Source organism: Sphingomonas sp. DC4900 (assembly GCF_049896485.1).
Lineage (GTDB): Bacteria > Pseudomonadota > Alphaproteobacteria > Sphingomonadales > Sphingomonadaceae > Sphingomonas > Sphingomonas aquatilis.
The window spans coordinates 344,704-365,291 of record NZ_JAFCUK010000003.1 but is presented as its reverse complement, the minus strand read 5'-3'; the positions used below and the strand labels follow the sequence as shown (position 1 = coordinate 365,291).

General features: G+C 68.1%; 15 protein-coding genes, 1 tRNA gene and 1 pseudogene. 9 read left to right on the top strand and 8 right to left on the bottom strand.

What is annotated here, in order from left to right; translation table 11 throughout:
* Positions 1 to 83: 83 nt before the first annotated feature.
* The 4 genes from ptsP (at position 84) to ACP690_RS06255 (ending at position 8,638) form a co-directional block, all read left to right on the top strand.
* Positions 84 to 2,582, top strand: coding sequence for a phosphoenolpyruvate--protein phosphotransferase (ptsP, locus tag ACP690_RS06270; protein WP_426260331.1), 2,499 nt, complete (start codon positions 84 to 86; stop codon positions 2,580 to 2,582).
* Between the two features lie 20 nt (positions 2,583 to 2,602).
* The gene (gene nagE, locus ACP690_RS06265) at positions 2,603 to 4,282 is read left to right on the top strand and encodes an N-acetylglucosamine-specific PTS transporter subunit IIBC (protein ID WP_426260519.1); all 1,680 of its coding nucleotides are present in this window, start codon (positions 2,603 to 2,605) and stop codon (positions 4,280 to 4,282) included.
* 46 nt (positions 4,283 to 4,328) lie between these two features.
* Positions 4,329 to 4,402, top strand: a tRNA-Gly gene (locus ACP690_RS06260).
* A gap of 1,269 nt (positions 4,403 to 5,671) precedes the next feature.
* Positions 5,672 to 8,638 carry a diguanylate cyclase gene (locus tag ACP690_RS06255; protein WP_426260332.1) on the top strand — a complete coding sequence of 989 codons (2,967 nt, stop codon included), beginning with the start codon at positions 5,672 to 5,674 and terminating at the stop codon, positions 8,636 to 8,638.
* 61 nt (positions 8,639 to 8,699) lie between these two features.
* Here the strand turns inward: ACP690_RS06255 and ACP690_RS06250 are convergent, their stop codons facing one another.
* Both ACP690_RS06250 and ACP690_RS06245 read right to left on the bottom strand, forming a co-directional pair.
* On the bottom strand, positions 8,700 to 9,701 hold the full coding sequence (locus ACP690_RS06250; protein WP_043059964.1) for an inorganic phosphate transporter: 1,002 nt from the start codon (positions 9,699 to 9,701) through the stop codon (positions 8,700 to 8,702).
* Positions 9,702 to 9,705: 4 nt separating this feature from the next.
* Positions 9,706 to 10,365 (bottom strand): annotated as a pseudogene (locus ACP690_RS06245) (DUF47 domain-containing protein); the annotation flags it as partial.
* Between the two features lie 287 nt (positions 10,366 to 10,652).
* On the opposite strand from ACP690_RS06245, the gene ACP690_RS06240 reads away from it, so the two are divergent.
* Positions 10,653 to 11,180, top strand: a complete 528-nt coding sequence (locus ACP690_RS06240; RefSeq protein WP_426260333.1) for a biliverdin-producing heme oxygenase — start codon at positions 10,653 to 10,655, stop codon at positions 11,178 to 11,180.
* A 143-nt stretch (positions 11,181 to 11,323) separates the two neighbouring features.
* A complete protein-coding gene (locus ACP690_RS06235) occupies positions 11,324 to 12,166 on the top strand; it encodes a hypothetical protein (protein WP_426260334.1) in 843 nt (280 codons plus the stop codon).
* Here the strand turns inward: ACP690_RS06235 and ACP690_RS06230 are convergent.
* A complete protein-coding gene (locus ACP690_RS06230) occupies positions 12,146 to 13,321 on the bottom strand; it encodes a diguanylate cyclase (RefSeq protein WP_426260335.1) in 1,176 nt (391 codons plus the stop codon). The two genes, ACP690_RS06235 and ACP690_RS06230, sit on opposite strands and share 21 nt — an antisense overlap.
* Positions 13,322 to 13,534: 213 nt before the next feature.
* Positions 13,535 to 15,715 carry a histidine kinase dimerization/phosphoacceptor domain -containing protein gene (locus tag ACP690_RS06225; RefSeq protein WP_426260336.1) on the bottom strand — a complete coding sequence of 727 codons (2,181 nt, stop codon included), beginning with the start codon at positions 15,713 to 15,715 and terminating at the stop codon, positions 13,535 to 13,537.
* A 155-nt stretch (positions 15,716 to 15,870) separates the two neighbouring features.
* Between ACP690_RS06225 and ACP690_RS06220 the strand changes: the two genes are divergently transcribed.
* Positions 15,871 to 16,971, top strand: coding sequence for a catalase family protein (locus ACP690_RS06220; protein WP_426260337.1), 1,101 nt, complete (start codon positions 15,871 to 15,873; stop codon positions 16,969 to 16,971).
* A 19-nt stretch (positions 16,972 to 16,990) separates the two neighbouring features.
* The gene (locus tag ACP690_RS06215) at positions 16,991 to 17,743 is read left to right on the top strand and encodes a metallophosphoesterase family protein (protein WP_426260338.1); all 753 of its coding nucleotides are present in this window, start codon (positions 16,991 to 16,993) and stop codon (positions 17,741 to 17,743) included.
* Here the strand turns inward: ACP690_RS06215 and ACP690_RS06210 are convergent.
* From ACP690_RS06210 to ACP690_RS06195, 4 genes are all read right to left on the bottom strand, one after another.
* Positions 17,740 to 18,510, bottom strand: a complete 771-nt coding sequence (locus ACP690_RS06210; RefSeq protein WP_426260339.1) for a hypothetical protein — start codon at positions 18,508 to 18,510, stop codon at positions 17,740 to 17,742. The two genes, ACP690_RS06215 and ACP690_RS06210, sit on opposite strands and share 4 nt — an antisense overlap.
* A complete protein-coding gene (locus ACP690_RS06205) occupies positions 18,507 to 18,725 on the bottom strand; it encodes a helix-turn-helix domain-containing protein (protein ID WP_017978131.1) in 219 nt (72 codons plus the stop codon). The genes ACP690_RS06210 and ACP690_RS06205 overlap by 4 nt, the downstream gene beginning before the upstream one ends.
* A complete protein-coding gene (locus ACP690_RS06200) occupies positions 18,725 to 19,261 on the bottom strand; it encodes a DUF2975 domain-containing protein (protein ID WP_426260340.1) in 537 nt (178 codons plus the stop codon). The genes ACP690_RS06205 and ACP690_RS06200 overlap by 1 nt, the downstream gene beginning before the upstream one ends.
* Before the next feature lie 147 nt (positions 19,262 to 19,408).
* The gene (locus ACP690_RS06195) at positions 19,409 to 20,017 is read right to left on the bottom strand and encodes an NAD(P)-dependent oxidoreductase (RefSeq protein ID WP_426260341.1); all 609 of its coding nucleotides are present in this window, start codon (positions 20,015 to 20,017) and stop codon (positions 19,409 to 19,411) included.
* A gap of 73 nt (positions 20,018 to 20,090) precedes the next feature.
* Here ACP690_RS06195 and ACP690_RS06190 point away from each other — a divergent pair, with 73 nt between their 5' ends.
* Positions 20,091 to 20,483, top strand: a complete 393-nt coding sequence (locus tag ACP690_RS06190; RefSeq protein WP_426260342.1) for a winged helix-turn-helix transcriptional regulator — start codon at positions 20,091 to 20,093, stop codon at positions 20,481 to 20,483.
* Positions 20,484 to 20,588 lie beyond the last annotated feature (105 nt).

The window sequence follows — 20,588 nt, the reverse complement described above, 5'->3', positions numbered from 1 at the left end:
CTTTGCGATTGGTATTCAATCGGTATGATCGCCCCGTCAGGGAGCGGTAGCGGGACGGCGGCAACGGCCGGAGGGATGACGGGATGATCGACGTGCAGCTGAAGGCGCCGCTGGCAGGATGGGTGCTGCCGCTCGGCGGGATTCCCGATCCGGTGTTTGCCGAGGGCATGATGGGGCCGGGGCTGGGCATCGATCCCGTCGGCGACACGTTGCACGCGCCCTGCGACGCGACCGTGCTGACCGTCCATGCCGCCGGCCATGCCGTGACGCTGGGGCTGGGTGAGGGCGTCGCGCTGCTGATGCATATCGGCATCGACACCGTCGCGATGGCCGGCAAGGGCTTCACGCCGCTGGTCGCGCCGGGCGATGCGGTGCGCAGCGGCGATCCGCTGATCCGCTTCAATCTCGACGCCGTGGTGCTCGGCGCCGCGTCCGCGGTCACGCCGGTGATCGTCGTCGAAGGCGCATCCGTGTCGCTGACCGATGCGGCGGGCGAGGGGCTGGTCGCGGTCGGCGATCCGCTGGTCCGCATCGTCAGCGGTCCAGCCGACGCCGCCACCGCCGCTGCGTCGGGCGAGAGGGTGCGCCACGAGACGATCGTGCGCCTGCCGCACGGGCTGCACGCGCGCCCGGCCGCGCGGATCGTCGCGGCGGTGCGCGAGAGTGGTGCTGACGTCCAGCTCATCGCCGCGGGCCAGACGGCCGCGGCATCGAGCCCGATCGCCTTGCTGTCGCTGGGCCTTGCGACCGGCAGCCCGGTGACGATCGTCGCGCGCGGCAGCGGTGCCGAGGCGGTGATCGCCGCGATCGAGGCGCTGTTGACGCACGAGGTGGAGGATAGCGCGGCGCCGGCCCCCGCCGCCCGGCCGGTGGTGCGCGCCACCCCGGCGACGCTGCCGCCGGGCGTGCTGGGCGGTGTGTCGGCGGCGCCGGGCCTCGCGATCGGCCCCGCCTTCTGGCTGCGCGCCGAATTGCCCGACGTGCCCAGCGCCGGCGAGGGCGTCGTCGTCGAGCGCGAGCGGCTCGCCGCCGCCCTCGCCAGCGTCGATGGGGCGCTGGATGCGGAGGCGGCGCGTCCCGGCCATCTCGGCGGCGTGCTGCAGGCGCATCGCGCGATCCTGGCCGATCCGGATCTGCGCGCGCGGGCCGATGCGGCGGTGGCCAACGGTCTGTCGGCCGCCGCGGCGATGCTGAGCGCGGCGGAGACGCAGGGCGCGGCGCTGCGCGCCTCCGGCAACGCGCGCATTGCCGAGCGGGCGGACGACATTCGCGACGTGGCGCTGCGGGTGGTGCATGCGATCCTGGGCACGCAGCCGGCCTTGGCCAGCGTGCCCGCGGGGGCGATCGTGCTTGCCGACGAATTGCTGCCGTCGCAGCTGGGCGCGCTGTCGGCGGCGCAGGTGGCGGGCTTCGCTTTGGCGGGCGGCGGGCCGACGTCGCACGTCGCGATCCTTGCGGCGGGCATGGGCGTGCCGATGGTCGTGGCGCTCGGCACGGCGATCGACGCGATCGACGATGGCGCGGTGCTGATGCTCGACGCCGATGCCGCGATCCTGATCCCCAATCCGACCGAGGAATGCCTTGCCGCCGCGCGCGAGACGATCGCGCAGCGCGCCGCGGACGAAGCGGCGGCGCTCGCCGCGGGCGACCGCCCGGCGACGACTGCGGACGGACAGGCGATCCACGTCTATGCCAACCTCGGCAACCTCGCCGATGCGCAAGCCGCCGCGGCGCAGGGGGCGGAGGGCTGCGGCCTGTTGCGCACCGAATTCCTGTTCCTCGATCGGGCGACGCCGCCCGACGTCGCGGAACAGGCGGCGGATTATCGCGGCATCGTCGCGGCGTTGCCCGACCGGCCCGTCGTGATCCGCCTGCTCGACGTTGGCGGCGACAAGCCGGCGCCTTATCTGGACATCCCTGCGGAAGACAATCCCGCGCTGGGCCTGCGCGGCATCCGCGTTGCGCTCGCCCGGCCGGAGGTGCTCGATGCGCAGCTGCGCGCGATCCTCTCCGTCCCCGATGTCGCGCGGTGCCGGATCATGGTGCCGATGGTCGCGAGCGTCGACGAGATGATCGCGGTGCGTGCTGCGCTCGATGCCCTGCGCGACGAATTCGGCGTCGGTCCGGTACAGCTCGGCGCGATGGTCGAAACCCCCGCCGCCGCCGCAACCGCGGACCTGATTGCGGCGCACAGCGACTTCCTGTCGATCGGCAGCAACGACCTCACCCAATATGTGCTGGCGATGGACCGCGGCAATCCGGCGCTCGCCGCCGGGATCGACGGGCTGCACCCCGCCGTGCTGCGCCTGATCGAGATGACCTGCCGCGGCGCGGCGACGCGGGGCGTGCCGGTCAGCGTGTGCGGTGGCCTCGCCGCCGATCCGCTCGCCGCGCCCATCCTGGTGGGCCTCGGCGTGCGCACTTTGTCGGTGCCGCCGGCACGTGTGCCCGCGATCAAGGCGCTCGTCGCGCGGCTAACGCTGCCCGCGGTGCAGGACCTTGCCGCCGCCGCTCTCTCTGCCGCCAGTGCCGCCGAGGTCCGCGGCCTTGCCCGACGTTTCGCCGAGGAGGCCGCCCGATGAGCCAGTCCCGCTTTTCCGTGATGAGCTTCCTCCAGCCGCTCGGCCGCGCGTTGATGCTGCCCATCGCAGTGCTGCCCGTCGCCGGCCTGCTGCTGCGGCTGGGGCAGCCGGACCTCTTGAATATCGCCTTTGTCAGCGCGGCGGGGGATGCGATCTTCGCGCATCTTGGCCTGCTGTTCGCGGTGGGCGTCGCCACCGGCTTCGCGCGCGATGGCAACGGTGCCGCGGTGATGGCGGGCATCGTCTGCTATCTGACCATCGGCAACACCGCCCAGGTATTTCTCGTGCCGCCCCCGGGCACAGTACCGCCGGGCACCGCGGATGCCATCGCCGCGACGTTGGCGACAGCGTGGAAGGGCGCGGCGATCGACAAGCTGCAGGTGCCGATCGGCATCATCGCAGGCTTGGTCGGCGGCCTGTTCTACAACCGCTTCGCCACCGTGAAGCTGCCCGAATATCTCGCCTTCTTCGGCGGGCGGCGCCTCGTCCCGATCCTCGCCGGTTTCGCCGGCCTGGCGATCGGCGCGCTGCTGGGGCCGAGCTATGCGGGGATCAACGCAGGCGTCGATGCGCTGAGCCGCGGCGTCGTCGCCGCGGGCGGCTTCGGTCTGTTCGCCTTCGGCCTGCTCAACCGGCTGCTGCTGGTGACGGGGCTGCATCACATCCTCAACAATGTCGCCTATTTCGTCGTCGGCGATTATCACGGCAAGACCGGCGACCTGACGCGCTTCTTCGCCGGCGATCCGACCGCGGGCGGTTTCATGAGCGGGTTCTTCCCGGTCATGATGTTCGGCCTGCCCGCCGCCTGCCTGGCCATGTACCACGCCGCCGCGCCCGATCGGCGCAAGGCGGTGGGTGGCATGCTGTTCAGCCTCGCGCTCACCTCGTTCCTGACCGGCGTGACCGAGCCGATCGAGTTCAGCTTCATGTTCCTCGCGCCCGTGCTCTACGCGATCCACGCGGTGCTGACCGGCCTGTCGGAAGCGATCATGAACGCGCTCGGCGTGCGCATGGGCTATGGCTTTTCGGCGGGCCTGTTCGATTACGTGCTGAACTACGGCAAGGCGACCAAGCCGCTGATGCTGCTGCCCGTCGGCGCGGTCTATGCGCTGGTCTATTACACGCTGTTCCGCTGGGCGATCGTGCGGTTCGACCTCAAGACGCCAGGCCGCGAGCCGGTGGAGGCGGGGGTCGCACCCGCCGCCGCCGTCCCCGCGGATGCCAAGGCCGCGGCGTTCGTCGCGGCGCTGGGCGGGCGCGCCAATCTGCGCAGCATCGACGCCTGCGCCACCCGCCTGCGCCTGGGCGTGGCGGACGCCACCGCGATCGACGAAGCGCGCCTGCGCAGCCTCGGCGCGCGCGGCGTGCTGCGTCCGTCCGGGACGTCGGTACAGGTGATCGTCGGCGGTATCGCCGATGCGCTCGCGATGGACATGCGCGCGGCGCTGGATGCGGGGGACGCGGGTGAGGGCGCCGCGCCTGCCGCTGCCGCGCCGACCCCGGCCGCGGCGCCGGTGGACCTGCCGCCGACGCTGCAAGCGGCGCTCGGCGGCAGCGGCAATGTCGCCTCGGCCAGCCGCCACGGCACGCGTCTGCGCATCGTCGTTACCGATCGGAACCGCGTCGACGCCGCGGCGCTGGCCGCCCAAGGCCGCGCGCTGACCTGGGCCGCACCCGACACGTTGCACCTGCTGACCTGACACACCGCTTGCATCCCCGCGGCGGCCCGGCTAACCGGGCGCCTGCGCGGGTGTAGCTCAATGGTAGAGCAGCAGCTTCCCAAGCTGAATACGAGGGTTCGATTCCCTTCACCCGCTCCAATCTCCCTCCTGTGAACCGGCTCGAACCCTAGTGGGGAACGGGGGATGTCGCCTTTTGGGAGGAAAGCGGACGTAGAGATTGAGCACCACAGCGCAGCGCCGGTGCCTCTTACTTTGATTGACCGCGTAGCCTGACGACAGTTCGAGTGGCGTTCCATAACCGTTGCCCCTTGAAAATGGAGCGTACGCGCTCGCGCATCGTAGGTGGGGTTGGGTCGACATCCAATATCGCCTCCTCCGCGGAAGTTGCTTCTTGAAAGCAGTGAGGTGCAACTAAAGCGCCAATCTGGTCCGGCGGGGAAACATGGTCATCTATTTTCTCTGCGTTACGCTCTAAGCATTCGCGGTATCGGGTGCTCGCCGCTGTCGCCTTCGCCTTCCTTGCTGGATCGACAATTTGGACCTTTGGAGGCGCTTGCATTGCTTGAATTAGCGGTGCCATAAATCTTCTCCACGGTACATATTTATGCAGAAGTCGCTGTAGGGCCACCTGATGATCGCTTCCAGATAGCACACGCGGAAAGCTTCGCAATCGAACGGCGTCAATTCGCGGCGCTGGTCCAATGTCCGCTATTGCGGCGAAAGCGGAACATCCACTTTCGAAAAAAAACGAATAGCCTACGCTAAATCTTCAACTCGACGGTGGTTAGGGCAGACTCCTGAATTCCGTCGGTAGGGGCTGGCCAAGGAAATTGGACCTGATGAATGACCGCTTCCGGGCCTTCAAAAAGCAAAGCGCTCGCTGATCGGCGCGGTCGTATGGCTCTTCGAACAGTACGATCTGTGTGTTCGGCAGGAAGGTGTTTTGTTTTGTGAGCAAGTCCGCATCCCGTAAGCGGCGTACGACGACTTTAAAACCGCACGCACGAGCATCGCGCGCGTACTCCGCCACTGTTTCAGGGCGGCCAGCCATACCAACACGCGGGTCACGAAACTGCGGAGGCGCATCGGCGTGGGACGCTATCATAGCGGCGAGGACAAGCGCGAGCATGACACGAGGTTATCACTGACCAGTCGGGCCGCAATATCTTACCCGTAGAGGCGTAACGACCGCGAGTGGACGTTCGCCGCCTTCGACTGATGCATGGATGAGCGGGTTACGAACATCCAGCCCGAAGCACTGCCCGCCGACAGCTTCGGCGTCGCGATAATCCGCCAAAATGGGCACATGCATGAAGCGTCCGGTTCGAGCCTGTTAATATCCTTGCGTTACATCGCGTTCGTCATCGACCGGAGTGGGTAGTGCGGCGCGGAGTGAGGTTTGGACGGGTGTTGGCGCTCGCGCTGATCGGCATGCTGGCGGTGGCGTCGGCAGCCGTGCCGGCTGCTCCGCCCGCTGTGCATCGCGAATCGATCGAAGGTTTCGCCAAGGATGCGTGGTCGACGTCCGCGGGCCTGCCGCACAACGCCGTCCATGCGATCACGCAGACCGGGGACGGATATCTGTGGTTCGCGACGTGGGAAGGCGTGGCGCGGTACAATGGCGTCGGCTTCACGACCTTTTCGCGCATGTCGACGCCCGCCTTACCCGACAGCGCCATCGCGACGATCGCCGCCGACCGGTTCGGCAACCTGTGGACGGGCGATACGCGCGGCAATCTGGGGCGGCGCGATCCTGCCGGGCGCTGGCGGTTCTGGGGGCGGGCGCAGGGCATGCCGCGGGCCGCGATCAACCGGATGGCGGTCGACCAGGAGGGGCGCGTCTGGGTGGGCTTCGACCGGCTGGGGATCGGACGACTCGATCCCGACGGTCGCTTCACGGTGCTGCGCGGGCCGGCGGGGAAGCCGATCACCGTCTTGCGGATCGCCATCGACGCCGACGGACGACCGTGGCTGGGCACGCTGGACGGCGCCTATCGTGCTGATCGCGACGGTCGCCTGCGTGCCATGTCGGCCGAACTGGGCCTGCCGCCGGGACAGGCGATGCCCTTCCGCGACAAGGCGGGACGCATCTGGCTGACGGCGGGATCGTCGCTGTATCGCGTAGAGGGGGGGCGTGCGGTCGTCGTGTTCCGCCAACCCGACGGCAAACGCTTCAGCGACTTTCTGCACGCCACGAACGGCGACCTGTGGCTGGGCACCGAGAATGATGGCCTGCTGCGGGTGAAGGGCACGCGCGTCGATCACTTTTCGACGCGCAACGGCCTGCCCGAGGGGCGGATCACCGCGCTGTTCGAGGATCGCGAACACAGTATCTGGGTGGGCGCCAATGGCGGGCTGTTTCGGCTGCGCAAGGCTTTGTTCGCCAATCTGCGCGCCGAAGATGGCCTGTCGGGCAATTACGTGCGGGCGCTCGCCGAGACGCGGGACGGCAGCCTGTGGGTCGGATCGAGCAAGGGGCTGGACGTCGTGCCCGCGTCGGGCGTGCCGCGACCGGTGCCGCTGGGCCCGGCCGCCAATCGCGTATCGGTCATGAGCCTGTCCGCCGGGCCGGACGACCTGCTAACGATCGGCACCTTCGGCGATGGTGTGCTGCAGGCGCGCGGCGGGCGGGTCGTCCGCCGCATCACCCAGGCGCAGGGTCTGCCGGCCAATCACGTCCGCGCCTTCGCGCAGGCGCGGGGTGGGGGCGTCTGGGCAGGGACGCAGCGCGGCGTCGCACTGATCGATCCTGCCGGCCACGTCCGCCTGCCGCGCACGCACGATCTGCCGGCCGAAATCGTCTATGCGCTGTCGGAGACGCCCGAGGGACTGTGGGTCGGCACGGTGAGCGGCGCGTGGCTGTGGAACCACAGCGGCGTACATCGGATCGACATCATGGGCGCGGGCCAGGCGAACAGCGTCTTCGGTTTCTTCCATGATCCGGAGACGGGCGACACCTGGATCAGCACTGATCGCGGCCTGTTCCGGCATCGCCGCGACGGCCAGCTGGACCATATCGGCATCGAACGCGGCATGCCCGTCGACGGGCTGTTCCAGATGACGGTCGGGCGCGGCGGATCTGCGTGGATCGGCAGCAACAAGGGCATCGTTCACGTCTGCTTCAAGGCGCTGCGTCTGGCCGCGGACGGCCGGCTGCCCCGTATCGCGCCCGATCTGTTCACCGCGCTGGACGGCCTCGCCAGCGCGCAGAGCAACGGTGCGTCGGGGCCGACGACCCTGCAGCGGCGCGACGGCACGATCTGGATCGCGACGGCGGAGGGGGTGGCGTTCGTCGACCCGCGCCGGCTGGCCCACTTCCGCTTCATGTCGCCGCCCGCGGTCGCGATCGAAAGCGTCGAGGCCGATGGCCAGCCGATGACGGCGGGGCCGGACGGGGCGTACGTGCTGCCGGCCGGAACGCACCGCCTGACGATCGCTTATGCGGGGCTTAGCTACCTGTTGCCGCAGGGCATTCGCTATCGCACGCAGATGGACGGCTTCGATACCGGCTGGGTGGATCGCGAGTCGCAGCGGACGGCGGAGTTCACCACCCTGCCGCCCGGCACCTACACCTTCCGCGTCCAGGCGGCGCAGGCGCGTGGCGCCTGGGGGCCGGACAAGACGATCACGGTGCGGCTGGAGCCGTTCCTCTGGCAACGCTCGTGGTTCCAGTTGGCCTGTGCCGCGCTGGTCATCCTGGCGCTGTGGTGCCTGCACCGCTGGCGGACGCTGGCGATGGCGCGACGCGAACGGCAGCTCGCGAGGCTGGTCGATGCACGCACCGCCGAACTGCGACAGCAGAGCCATGTGCTGGAAGAGGTGGCGCAGGAGCGCGAGCAATTGCTCGACCGCCTGCGCGGGCAGGCCGATGCGCTGGAGCAATTGGCGAACGAGGACCCGCTGACCGGCGTCGCCAATCGCCGCCGCTTCAACGACATGCTGTCGGACGTCGCGACGATCAGCGCGCAGGAGGGGCGTCATTGGTCGCTGGCGATCGTCGATATCGACCATTTCAAGCAGGTCAACGATCGCCATTCGCATGTCGTCGGCGACCTGGCGCTATGCGCGGTGGCCGAGGTGCTGCGCCATGCGGCGCCCGCGGATCATTTGGTCGCGCGACTGGGCGGCGAGGAATTCGCGCTGCTGATGCCCGACACCGATGCCGTGCAGGCGGCGCGCATTGGGGAACGCATTCGGACGGCGGTGCAGCAGCGCGATTACCGGGGCATCGCACCGGATCTTGCGATCACGATCAGCATCGGCGTGGCGACCTGCGCGATGCGCGGCGTGGACGCTTCGACCATCTTCCAGGCGGCGGATGCCGCGCTGTATCGCGCCAAGGCATGGGGTCGGAACCGCGTGGTGGCGGACTGAGGACGCCCTTGCTCACGATAACGCGGCGGGCGAGACCGGCTCGCCCGCGTTGAACGGCGCCTTACCGGCTCAGCAGAGCGGCCGCTTCGTAGAAGGCGGCGCCAATCAGGCCGGCGGCGGGGAGGGTGACAACCCAGGCGACGACGATCCGGCTGGCGACGTTCCAGCGCACCGCCGACAGGCGCCGCGCCGATCCGACACCGACGATCGCGCCGGTGATCGTATGCGTCGAGGAGACGGGGATGCCGCCCATCGTCGCCATGAACAGCGTGATCGCGCCGCCGGTTTCCGCACAGAAGCCCTGCGCAGGCGTCAGCCGCGTGATCTTGGACCCCATCGTGTGGACGATCTTCCACCCGCCCGACATGGTGCCGAGCGCCATCGCGGCCTGACAGGACAGGACGACCCAGAAGGGGACGTGAAATTCACCGCCCAGCATGCCCTGCGAATAGAGCAGGACGGCGATGATCCCCATCGTCTTCTGCGCGTCATTGCCGCCGTGGCCGAGACTGTAGAGCGCGGCGGACACCAGCTGCAATTTGCGGAAGCGCCGGTCGACGCCCATGGGGGTCAGCTTCAGCGACGACCATGCGACCGCCAGCACCAGCATGAGCGCGAGGATCAGGCCGACCGCAGGCGACAGGAAGATCGCGGCCACCGTCTTGCCGACGCCGGCCCAGACGACGCTGGAAAAGCCCGCCTTCGAGATACCGGCGCCGAGCAGTCCGCCGATCAGCGCATGGCTGGACGACGACGGGATGCCGTAGCGCCACGTGATGACATTCCACGCGATCGCGCCCATCAACGCGCCGAAGATCACCTGCGGGTCGATGATCTGCGCATCGACGATGCCCTTGCCGACCGTCTGCGCGACGTGGAGGCCGAACACGGCGAAGGCGATGAAGTTGAAGAAGGCGGCCCACAACACCGCGTGATGCGGTTTAAGGACGCGGGTCGAAACCACCGTCGCGATCGAATTGGCGGCGTCGTGCAGCCCGTTCAGAAAGTCGAACAGCAGCGCGACGCCGATCAGCGCGACCAGCAGCGTGAAGGAGATCGTCATCGGATCACGCGTGATCGATCACGAGACCTTGGATCTCGTTTGCGATATCCTCGAACCGGTCGGCGATCTTTTCCAGATGGCTGTAGATTTCACGATCGACGATGAAGCGCATCGTCTGGTTGTCGCCGCATTCCTTGAACAGCGCGCGCAGGCCCTGGGCGTGATGCTTGTCCACCTCGCCCTCCAGCGCGACCAGCCGTTCGGTCAGCTGGTGCAGGCGGGGGGCGTTGCTGTCGAGCTTGCGCAGCAGCGGGATCGCTTCGGCGGTGACGCGCGCGGCTTCGGCGGCCAGATCGGCCATGGCGCGCATGTCGGGCGCGAAGGCTGTGACGCCGTACAGGTCGATCGTCATCGCCGTCTGATGCATCTGGTCGATCGAATCGTCCATCACGCCGATCAGGTCGGTGATCGCGGAGCGGTCGAACGGCGTCACGAAGACGCGACGCACGTCCTGCAGCACCGCGCGGGTGATGTCGTCGGCCTCATGTTCGCGATGCTCGATCTCCGCGATGTGCTGCGCGATCGCGCCATCGCCGCTGAATAGCTGTTGCAGGGCGTCGGCACCGGCGACCAGCGTGGCGGCGTGCGCCTCGAACTGTTCGAAGAAGCGACCCTGCTTCGGCATCAGCGCCTGGAACCAGGCAACCATAAAAGACCTTTCAGTAATGGCGCGGCGCGCATGGAGCCGGGAGAGGCGGCACGCAAGCCGTTTCTGCCCGTTGCGCCGGACCGGGACGGATGGGTGACGCGCGGGAAGCGGCCACTTGTCCGGCGGAAGACACATCGGCCATGCCGAGTTTCCATGACGATAGCATGACTCATCGCGAATTGCGCCAGCCCGCGTGAGGGGTGGCGCAAGGCCTGAAAAATCCGGGTCGGCAGAACCGGGCGGGATGGCCCCGGCCGTTACGCGCGCTCGACAAGGGCGAGCGCGCGGGGCAGGGCCGTGGCATGTCCTTCGTCGCCACGCTCCGCGCCGCCACCGCCATCGATCACGAGCGGGTGGACGCCGCCTTCGGTGCAATGCGCCTCGACGAGCGCGACGATTATCGCCGCATGCTCACCGCCCATGCCCGCGCCGTGCCGGGGGTGGAGGCGGTGCTGGCCCGCGCCGACCCCGCCTGGGGCTTGCCCGCCTGGACGCCGCGCACGCCCTTGCTGGTATCGGACCTGGCCGCGCTCGATGTCGGCATGCCGGATCCATTGCCCTTCGACCTGCCGAGCCAAGAGGCCGCGACCTGGGGCGCGCTCTATGTCGCGGAGGGATCGCGGCTGGGCGGGCAGGTGCTGGCGCGCGGCATCGCCGCGGGCCTGCCGCATGCCTATCTGTCGGCGCGTCACGCGCCGGGTGCCTGGCGGGCGCTGCTGGCAAGCCTCGACGCGCGCGCCGCGACGGCGCCGCCAACATGGCGTGAGGGTGTGGTGGACGGCGCCAAGGCGACCTTCGCGCTGTTCATGGCTGCGCATGCCAAGAGGTAGCGGCAGATTGACGTAGATTTAACCGTCATTACTCATTTTGGCGTAAGATAAGTCCAAAATGCTACGCTTTTGCCAGCGTACCTGTCATTCGCGAGCCGGGGTGAAAGGGGGGTCGTGGACCAATGGCGCCGAACGTCGGCAAAGTGACATTCTTGCTGGCAGAGATGCAGACGCGGATCAACGCGGCCGGCCTGCGCAGCTTCGAAGGCGACGTCGACCGCTTTGCCATCTTCTCGCTGATCGTGCGTGAAAGTCTGCGTCGCAATCCGCGCGGCAAGGCGATATCCACGCATTCGCTTGCCATCTCGCTGTCGCGCTCGTTCGAAACGGTACGCCGCCACGTCATCGCGCTGACGGAGGCGGGTCTGTGCGTGCGCGGGCAATATGGCGTGCTGGTGCGCGCCGAGGTGCTGGAGCGGCCCGACATCGCCGCGATGATGCAACTGGCACACGACAGTTTCGTCTGTTTCGTCGAGGGGCTGGAACAGCTCGGCGAGTGGAGCGGCGCCCGGCCCGCCGCCAAGCCCTATGATCCGCAGGTCGGGATTGCGGCGTCGGTCGACGTGATGCTGGCGGCGGTCGACAGCAATCGGACCATCCATCGCAATTGGCTGGATCTGATGCTGTTTTCGACCGTCCTCTACGCGAACCTGCAGCGCAGCCGCGCCGCAGGACAGCCATTCGGTTTCGGCCCAGACCATGCGGTGCGGCCCGCCGCGCTTGCCGAGGCGATGAGCCTGCCGGAAACCACGGTCCGCCGGCGCTTGAAGCTGCTGGTCGAAGAGGCGGGATCGCTGGAGCGGGTGGCCAAGGGCTACATCGTGTCGGATGCGTGGATGGCCCAGCCGGGTGCCGCCGAGACCAGCGCGCGCACCTACAGCAACATCCGCCTGATCGTGACGCATGCCGTGGCCAACGGCTTTCCGATCGACCGCCCGGCCAGCGTCTACATCGACGGACGTCCGTCAGCCGTCCAGTTCGTCTGAGCGATTGCCCGGCTGCGACTGGAGCACGCGGTTCTTGCCCCGCCGCTTGGCGAGGTAGAGGGCTTCGTCCGCGGTGCGCATCGCGCTGGCCGGATTGCCGTAAAAGGCCGCCACGCCAGCCGAGAAGGTCAATTGCCCGATGCCCTCGCCCGTCGTCTGGTTGACGAGCGTGCGGGCGGCGAGCGCCTCGCGCGCGATGTCGAGCCGGTCGATCGCGTCGGCCGGATCCATGTCCTCAAACAGACAGGCGAATTCCTCGCCACCGTGGCGGGCGACGAAGGCGGCGACGCCCAGTTCGCGGCAGAGATGCTTGCCGATCATCTTCAGCACGCGGTCGCCGGCATCATGGCCGTGGCGATCGTTGATGCTCTTGAAATTGTCGATGTCGCAGATGGCGACGCTGTGGCGGGATTCGGCCCAGTCGATGTCGGTGTCGCCGCTCAGCGCGCGCAGGCGTGCGTCGAAGCTGCGCCGATTGGGTAGGCCGGTCAGGTGATCCTCGTCCGCGGCCCGCTGTGCCTCCTTCAACGTGGTGCGCAGCGTCTCGGTTTCGCGGCGGGTCTCGTCGAGCCGCTCGGCGAGCTGCTGGGTGCGGGCGACGGCGGCGGCGGTCAGGTCGATCAGTCGCGCCACGGTGCCGCGCGGATCACGATCCAGACCGTCCGCCTCCGCGCTCAACGCCGTCTCATAGTCGCGCGTCGAGGCCTGTCCCTGACGGATCACGCGCTCCGAATCGCGCAGGCGCCGCGACAGCGTGTCGGCCATTGACGCCATGCGTTCGGCCTGACGATGGGTCTCCGCCTCGGCCTGCCCCGCCAGCCCATCGACGAACTCCGGATTCAGGCGCCCGGCCCGTGCCAGCTCGTCGTCGATCGCGCGCGTCAGCCGGTTGTCCTCGCCCAGCACATAGCGGCGGGCGATCCGAAAGTGCGCTTCGGTCGGCGACAGATCGTGGGCCGACAGGAAATCGCCGATCTGAGCGAAAAGCCGCCGCCCCGCCTCACGACGGGCGTCTTCGCCCGACCCGGCCATGCGTGCCGTGCCGCCGGTCAGCCAGGACGACAGACGGGCCATGCGCGACGGCGCCGTATCGTGGGGCATGACGGGCGGCAGGGCGTCGATGCCGCGCGCTCCCGCGATGCGTGGCCCGGACATCGCCGTCCCACGCGCATCGCCATGGCTCAATGGCACCGTCATCCGTCACGTTCCCGATTACCTTTACGAGAACCAATCCTAGACCAGCACAGGTGAAGTAAAGCTTAGCCGCGCCTCATTTCGGTGCGGAAACGATCGAGAAATTCGGTGTGTTGACTGCGATGATCGGAGATATCGTTGTATCTCAATAGTATAAAATTGTGGGTGTGCGCCTCACTCTTCCGCGATCGGGGCGGTCATGATGGCGCGTAGGCCAGGCATGTTGTCGTGATAATCGAGCGTACCCGACAGGCGCTGCACCATCGCGACCATCATCCGGCTGCCGAATCCCTGGCCGTCGCCGCTCGCCTCGCCGCGACCGCGCCCATCGTCGGCGACGATCAGCCGCAGCCGACCGCCATGCTGCTCCAGCGTGATCGCGAGCGGACCGGCCGCGCCGTCATAGGCATATTTGGTGGCGTTGATCACCAGTTCGGTGAGGATCAGCCCGATGTTCACCGCACGATCGGTGGGCACCAGCACCGGCGCCAGATCCAGCGTCAGGTAGCGTCCCCAGTCGGCCCCCAGCGAGGTGCGCATGTCACCGACCAGTTCCTCGACATAGCGCGACAGATCGACACTCTCGACCTGATCGTCGCGATACAGGCGGCGATGGACCAGGGCGACCGCCGCGAGTCGCGCCTGCGCCTCGGCCAGATGGTCCGCGATGGCGCCGGGGCCGGCGGTCTTCGCCTGCAAACGCAGGAAGGACGCGACCAGCTGCAGGCTGTTCTGCACGCGGTGGTTGACCTCCTTCATCAGGACGTCCTTCTGCGCGAGCAGCGTTTCCTTTTCGCGCAGCGTCCGCGTCAGCTCCCGGTTCAGGCTGCGCAAGCGGACCTGCTGGCGCCCTTCGAACAGGCGGCGACGGATACGGTGCGCAGCCTCCACCTGCTCCTGCGACCAGCGGCGCGCGCGCCCGCGCACCGTCTCGACATAGCTGGCGAAGGAGGCGCGGGGGGTGAGGGCGGCGGCGTCGTTCGCCTGCGGGCCGGCGCTGTGGCCGGGGGCCTTGTGTGGATTGCCCGCCCACTCGATCGTCTCGACCCGCTCGGCGCGGAGCCAGAGCAGCGTCGCATCCTCCTGGCGCAGCGGCATGGCGATCATGCCGCTGGCATAGGTCAGCACATCGTCCTCCACGCCCATCAGCGCGGGCAGTTCGTGCGTCGCCACCGGCTCGTTGCCCCGCTCATGCACCCAGCGGGCGATCGCGCGCAGCACGGCATCGGGCGGGCAGCGCCCGCTGGCCTCGACGTGATCGCGCGTCACCAGCGCCAGGCCGTCGGCATCCAGCATCTCGCGCAATTCGTCGCGGGTCGCGCGGATGATCTGCGGCAACGTGCCTTCGTTGCCCAACCGAGGTGCGAGGCCGTCCTCGACGGTGCGAAGCTGCAATCGCTCGCGATAGGCCGCCGCCTCTTCTTTCGTGCGGATCTGGCGGGCGAGGGCGCTCGCCAGCGTGGCGGCCGCGCTGCGGGTCGGCGCGGGCAGCTGGCGCGGCCCGTCATTGTGACACGCGATCAGGCCCCAGAGCAGCCCGTCCTTGACGATCGAGATCGACGCGGACGCCCCCACGCCCATGTTGCGCAGATATTGGAGGTGGATCGGCGAGACGTGGCGGAGCGCGACGTCGGACAGATCGACTCCGGTGAAGCCCGCCGGCCGCAGCGGGGCGGGGGTATAGTCCACCGTCGGAATCGCGCGCGTCCGGTTGCGGACGTAGAGCGCGCGCGCCTGCTTCGGAATGTCGCTCGCGGGGAAATGATGGTTGAGGAACGTCGGCAGATGCGGCGCACGATCCTCGGCAACGACGACGCCGGCGCCATCGTCGAGGAACTGGTAGATCATGACCCGATCGAAGCCGGTCAGCGTGCGATAGGCAGCAGCGGCCCGCGCGCACAGCGTCGTCTTGTCCGTCGCGCGCTCGAAGCTGCTCGCCACGGCGTCCAGCCACGCCAGCGTCGCGGCGGCGGTGGTCGCATCCGCCTCGATCGGCTCGAGTTCGACCAGCAGATGCGTGCTCGACCGATGCAGCGCCACCGTGAAGCGCTCATCGCGCCCGTCGATCGGCTGCGGCATCCGCGCATTCAGCCCGCCCGACAGGCCTTCGATGAGCGGCCCCACCTCTTGCCCGATCAGCGTGGCGAGCGGTTGCCCCAGCCAGTCGCTGCGCAGCCGCGTTTCCAGATCGCCGGCGCCCGCGACCACCGCATGGTCGCCCTCGATGCTCGCGACGAGCAGTAGTCCGTGCGGCTGGATCGCGCCCGGAATGTGGATCGGCTCGCGATCGCAAATGGTGAGGTCGAGAGGCGAATCCGCCGCATCGCTGGCCCGGGTCGGGTGGGAAATCGCCATTATCACTCTGATAGTATCCGCGGGACAGCATGGTCCCGCTCACAAGGCATTACAATCCGCCCCGTATTAATCTGCATCAATATTGTGGGCCTGCCGCAGAATCTGGGGGAACGCGCCGCTGCCATGGCGGGTTGGCGGTGCGGACTTTCAAGGACATGCCAATGCTCGCCCATACCCCGATTCGCTACAGCCCCGATGTCGAGCGGATCGATCCAGATGAGGCAGAGACGATCGCGGGGCTGACCGACGCCTTCCGCGACATCCTCGATACGACGTCGCGCGACTATGGCCGGGCGGTTCGGTCGGTGCATGCCAAGGCGCATGGCATCGCGCGGGGCACGCTGACGATCCATCAGGGGCTGCCAGCCGAACTCGCCCAGGGCATCTTCGCGAGCGCCGGCACGCATGAGGCGGTGCTGCGGCTGTCGACCAACGCGGGCGATCTGTTGCCCGACGCGATCGGGCTGCCGCGCGGGCTGGCGCTCAAGGTGCTGGATGTGGACGGCGCGCGTCTGCCGGGATCCGAGGACGACCGGACGCAGGATTTCGTCATGGCGGACGGGCCCGTGTTCGCCGCGCCCGATGCGCAGGCGTTTCTCAAGAATCTGAAGCTGCTCGCCAAGACGACCGATCAGATGGAGACGGGTAAGGTCGTCCTGTCGAAGGTATTGCGCGGGATCGAGGCGGGGCTGGAGGCGGTTGGCCATCCGTCGGCGACGTTGAAGACGTTGGGGGGCGCGCCGCACCTCCATCCGCTGGGTGAGACATTCTACAGCCAGACGCCGTTCCGCTACGGCGACCATGTCGCCAAGTTCGCACTGTTCCCGGTGTCGCCCGCACTCGTGGCGCTGACGGGGGTTGCCGTCGATACCTCGGATGATCGCGATGCGCTGCGGGCGGCGGTGCGCGAGACATTGATCGCGCACGGCGGTCAGTGGGAGCTTCGCGTCCAGCTCAACACCGACCTCGACGCGATGCCGGTAGAGGATGCGACGGTCGAATGGGACCAGGCGCAAAGCCCGTTCGTCACCGTCGCCACGCTCGACGTGCCGCCGCAGATCGGCTGGGACGACGAGCAGACGCGCGCCACCGACGAGGCGCTGTCCTACAGCATCTGGCATGGCATTGCCGCGCACCAGCCCCTTGGCAACATCAACCGCGCACGCCGGGACACCTATCGTTTCTCCGCCGAGTATCGCCGCAGTTTCAACGGCTGCCCGATGCACGAGCCGGCGCGGCTTGCCGACCTCGCGTGATCCGGCCTAGCAGCGCAGCATGATACGGTTGTTTCACGTCAGCGACGTCCATTTCGGCGCGGAGGATCCTGCCGCCATCGCCTGGTTCGGCAGGTGTGTCGCCGACGAAGCGCCCGATGCCGTCGTGATGACCGGCGACCTGACAATGCGCGCCACCCGCCGCGAATTCCAGCGCGGCGGCGAATGGCTGGCGAGCCTGGGCGTGCCCGTCACGCTGGAGGTCGGCAACCACGACATCCCTTATTACTGGGACCCGTTCCGCCGGTTATTCGCGCCGTATCAGCGCTATGCCGCGGTCGAGCGGATGATCGAGCGCGAACTCGACCTGCCGGGCGTGACGATCGTCCCGCTGAAGACGACGGCGCGCGCGCAATGGCGCTGGAACTGGTCGAAGGGGCGGGTGAGTTCGGGATCGCTCCGGCGCGCGCTGGCGATGATGGCGGAGGCGCCCAAGGGCAACGTCATCCTGGTCGCCGCGCATCACCCACTGATCGACGGCGGCGCCAAGGGGACCGCCAAGACGCATGGCGGTGACGCGGCGCTCGGCGCACTGTCGGAGGCCGGCGCCCACGCCGTGCTGTCGGGCCACGTCCACGATCCCTTCGACCTGCCGATCGAGCGCCACGGCCGGATCGTGCGGATGATCGGTGCGGGCACACTGTCGAAACGGACGCGCCATACGCCGCCGGCGTTCAACGAAATCCGCGTCGCCGACGGGGCGTTTAAAACGATCGTGCGGCGCATGGGCGAGGCGCCGGTAGCGGCCGCTTAGCCGGGATAGGGCGACAGGGCGGTCGGCCCTGCGACGTCCGCCACCCCCGACGGTCGCAGCGCACCGCGGGCAAGGCCGATGGCACGCATCGCGGCGACATAGTTGCTCGCCGCCATGACCGCGCACAGCCAGCCGACCAGCAACGCATCGACGGTGAGGATCGGCCAAAGCCATACGCGTGGCGCCATGATCGCCGCAGCGCCCAGCAGATAGTGCGGGATCATCAGTGGCAGCATCGCTACGACCGTAAAGGCGATCGTCCACGGCAGCCGCCGCGCCATGATCCGAACCGAGGCGACGGGTCCGATCGACGCATCGCCCAGCGTCGCCGCGACCGTCCAGGCGACCAGCAGGCACTGGACGATCAGGCCACCCGCCAGACCGGCGAGCAGCGCCGCCGGCGTCTGCGGCAGGCCGAACAGCTGCGCCGCCGACAGTGCGATGTGGATCGCCACCACGCCTGCGAACAGTCGCATCGCCAGCGGATCGCGCCGCGCCGTGAACCGGGGGTCGCGTGTGTGGACGAAGCGCGTGATCCAATAGGTGGGGACCAGCAGCGCCAGCACCTTCACCATCCCCAGCGCCATGCGCAGCGGATGATGCTCCAGCGCCTTGGCGGCGGCGATGCTGTCGTACATCCCGATATGCACCTCGGCGACATGCTGAAGCAGTTCGAAGACGACCGGCACCAATGCGAGCAGCGGACAGGCGGCGAGGAAGGCGAGGCTGCCGCCATAGCTCGTCCGAAGGCCCTTCCAGAAGGTCATGGTTCATCTCCCTGGTGCGTGAACGTGAGGATGTCGCCCGGCTGGCAATCGAGGACGGTGCAGATCGCCTCCAGCGTCGAAAAGCGGATCGCCTTGGCCTTGCCCGTCTTGAGGATGGAGAGGTTGGCGAGGGTGATGTCGACGCGTTCGCTGAGTTCGGTCAGCGTCATGCGCCGGGCGTGCAGCATGTCGTCCAGGTGGACACGCACCGGCATCAGACGGTGCCGTCCAGATCGTCGCGCATCGCCGCGCCCCGTTCGAACACCTGCGCCAGGACGAACGCGATCAGCACCGCGAGCCAGCCGGTGAAGCTCGGCTGCCAGTCGGGATAGTCGATGTGCAGCACATTGGCCGCCACGCGCGCGAGGCCATAGCCAAGGTCGGCGAGCTGGATCACCAGCAGCATCCACCCGATCGTCCGCACCCGCGCGGCATTGGTGCGCGCGAAGGGATCGTCCTGCTCGACCGTGCGGAGGATCGCCCGCAACGCCTTGAGCAGTCGCTCCACCGCCACGCCGACGGGGATGCCGACCAGCATCGTCAATTGCATGAACGCGATCACCGCCGCGGTGTCGATACGGCCATGATATTTGCGGATCAGCAGCCGCTCGATCAGCTCGGCGCCGGGCAGCGTCGCGATCAGCACCGCGACGAAAAAGGCGATCGCTATGGCATTGGCGATCCGGAACGCCTGCACGACGCGGACCGACCAGACCAGCAGGCGAGGGGGCTTGGACTTCGCATCTTCCATAAGCGGATGATGCGCATGATATCGAAAAACGGCAAGTGATTCGTTGAAAAACGATATGAAACGCGCTGTGGTCGGGTCGGGTCGGTGCGGCTCGCCAGCCGCTACCGACCTTTTCGACGTGCAGAAGCGCCCGTCGGCTTCGTCGTCTCAATAGGCTGCGGTGAAGCGGGCGTGCGGATGGCGGTGGTATTCCAGCTCGTCGGCCATCGCGATCGCGTAATCGGCGAAGCTGATCCGGCTGTTCCCGGCCTCGTCGGTCACCAGCGTGTCGCCACCCAGTCGGAAGTGCCCGGTGCGGGGGCCTTCGAAAATCTCGGCCGCGGGCGAGAAGAACGTCCAGTCGATGTCGCGTTCGCTGCGCAGGGCGTCGAGGAAGGCCACGCCGCCCTCGGCAAAGGCCTTCCACTCCTGTGGGAATTCCGGCGTGTCGATCAGTGCGACACCCGGCGCCACCTCAAGGCTGCCCGCGCCTCCGGTGACGAGCAGCCGCCGTACCCCGGCCTGGCGCAAGGCGGACAGCAGCATGTCCGCGGTCACGTCGAAATGGAGCGCGCTGACGACCGCGTCATGGCCGTGCAGCAGCGTGGCGAGGGCGGCGCTATCGTGTGCGTCGCCAGCGAACGGCGTGATGCCGTCCGCCACGGGAATGCGATCGGGGTGCCGGGCGATCGCCGTGACCCGATGGCCGCGCGCCGCCAGTTCCTTCGTGATCTCCGATCCCGCGCGCCCGCTCGCGCCCAACACCGCCACCTTCATGATCATCGTCCTCGATGGTTTCCGATAGTGACCATCTCGGCTACGACCCGATGCCATGCAAGACGGCACCTTTATGTTACCCGGTCACCTGGAAGTGATCGACCGCGGCAATGTCTATGCGCGTGACTGTCCCGCGCGGAAGCTGCTCGATCGGATCGGCGACAAATGGAGCGTCCTCATCCTGCTGCTGCTAGGAGATGGCGAGCTGCGCTTCAGCGTCTTGAAGCGGCGCATCGATGGCGTCTCGCAAAAGATGCTCAGCCAGACGCTGCGGTCGCTGGAGCGCGATGGCCTCGTTTCCCGCCGCGTCGAACAGACCGTTCCGGTGTCCGTATCGTACGCCATAACCCCACTGGCGCGGGGATTGCTGACGGCTATGCAGGGGATGATCGACTGGGCCGAAACGGCGATGCCGATGGTCGAGGCGGCGCAGCGGCAGTTCGACGATCGCCCGCAGCGGATCTGAGTAATCCGGACGTCCCTCGTGGGCGATCGTCCGATCCATTCCATTCGCAGGCCACGAAAAAGCCGCCGCCCGGCATCCCGGACGGCGGCTTTTCTGTCAGGTCAG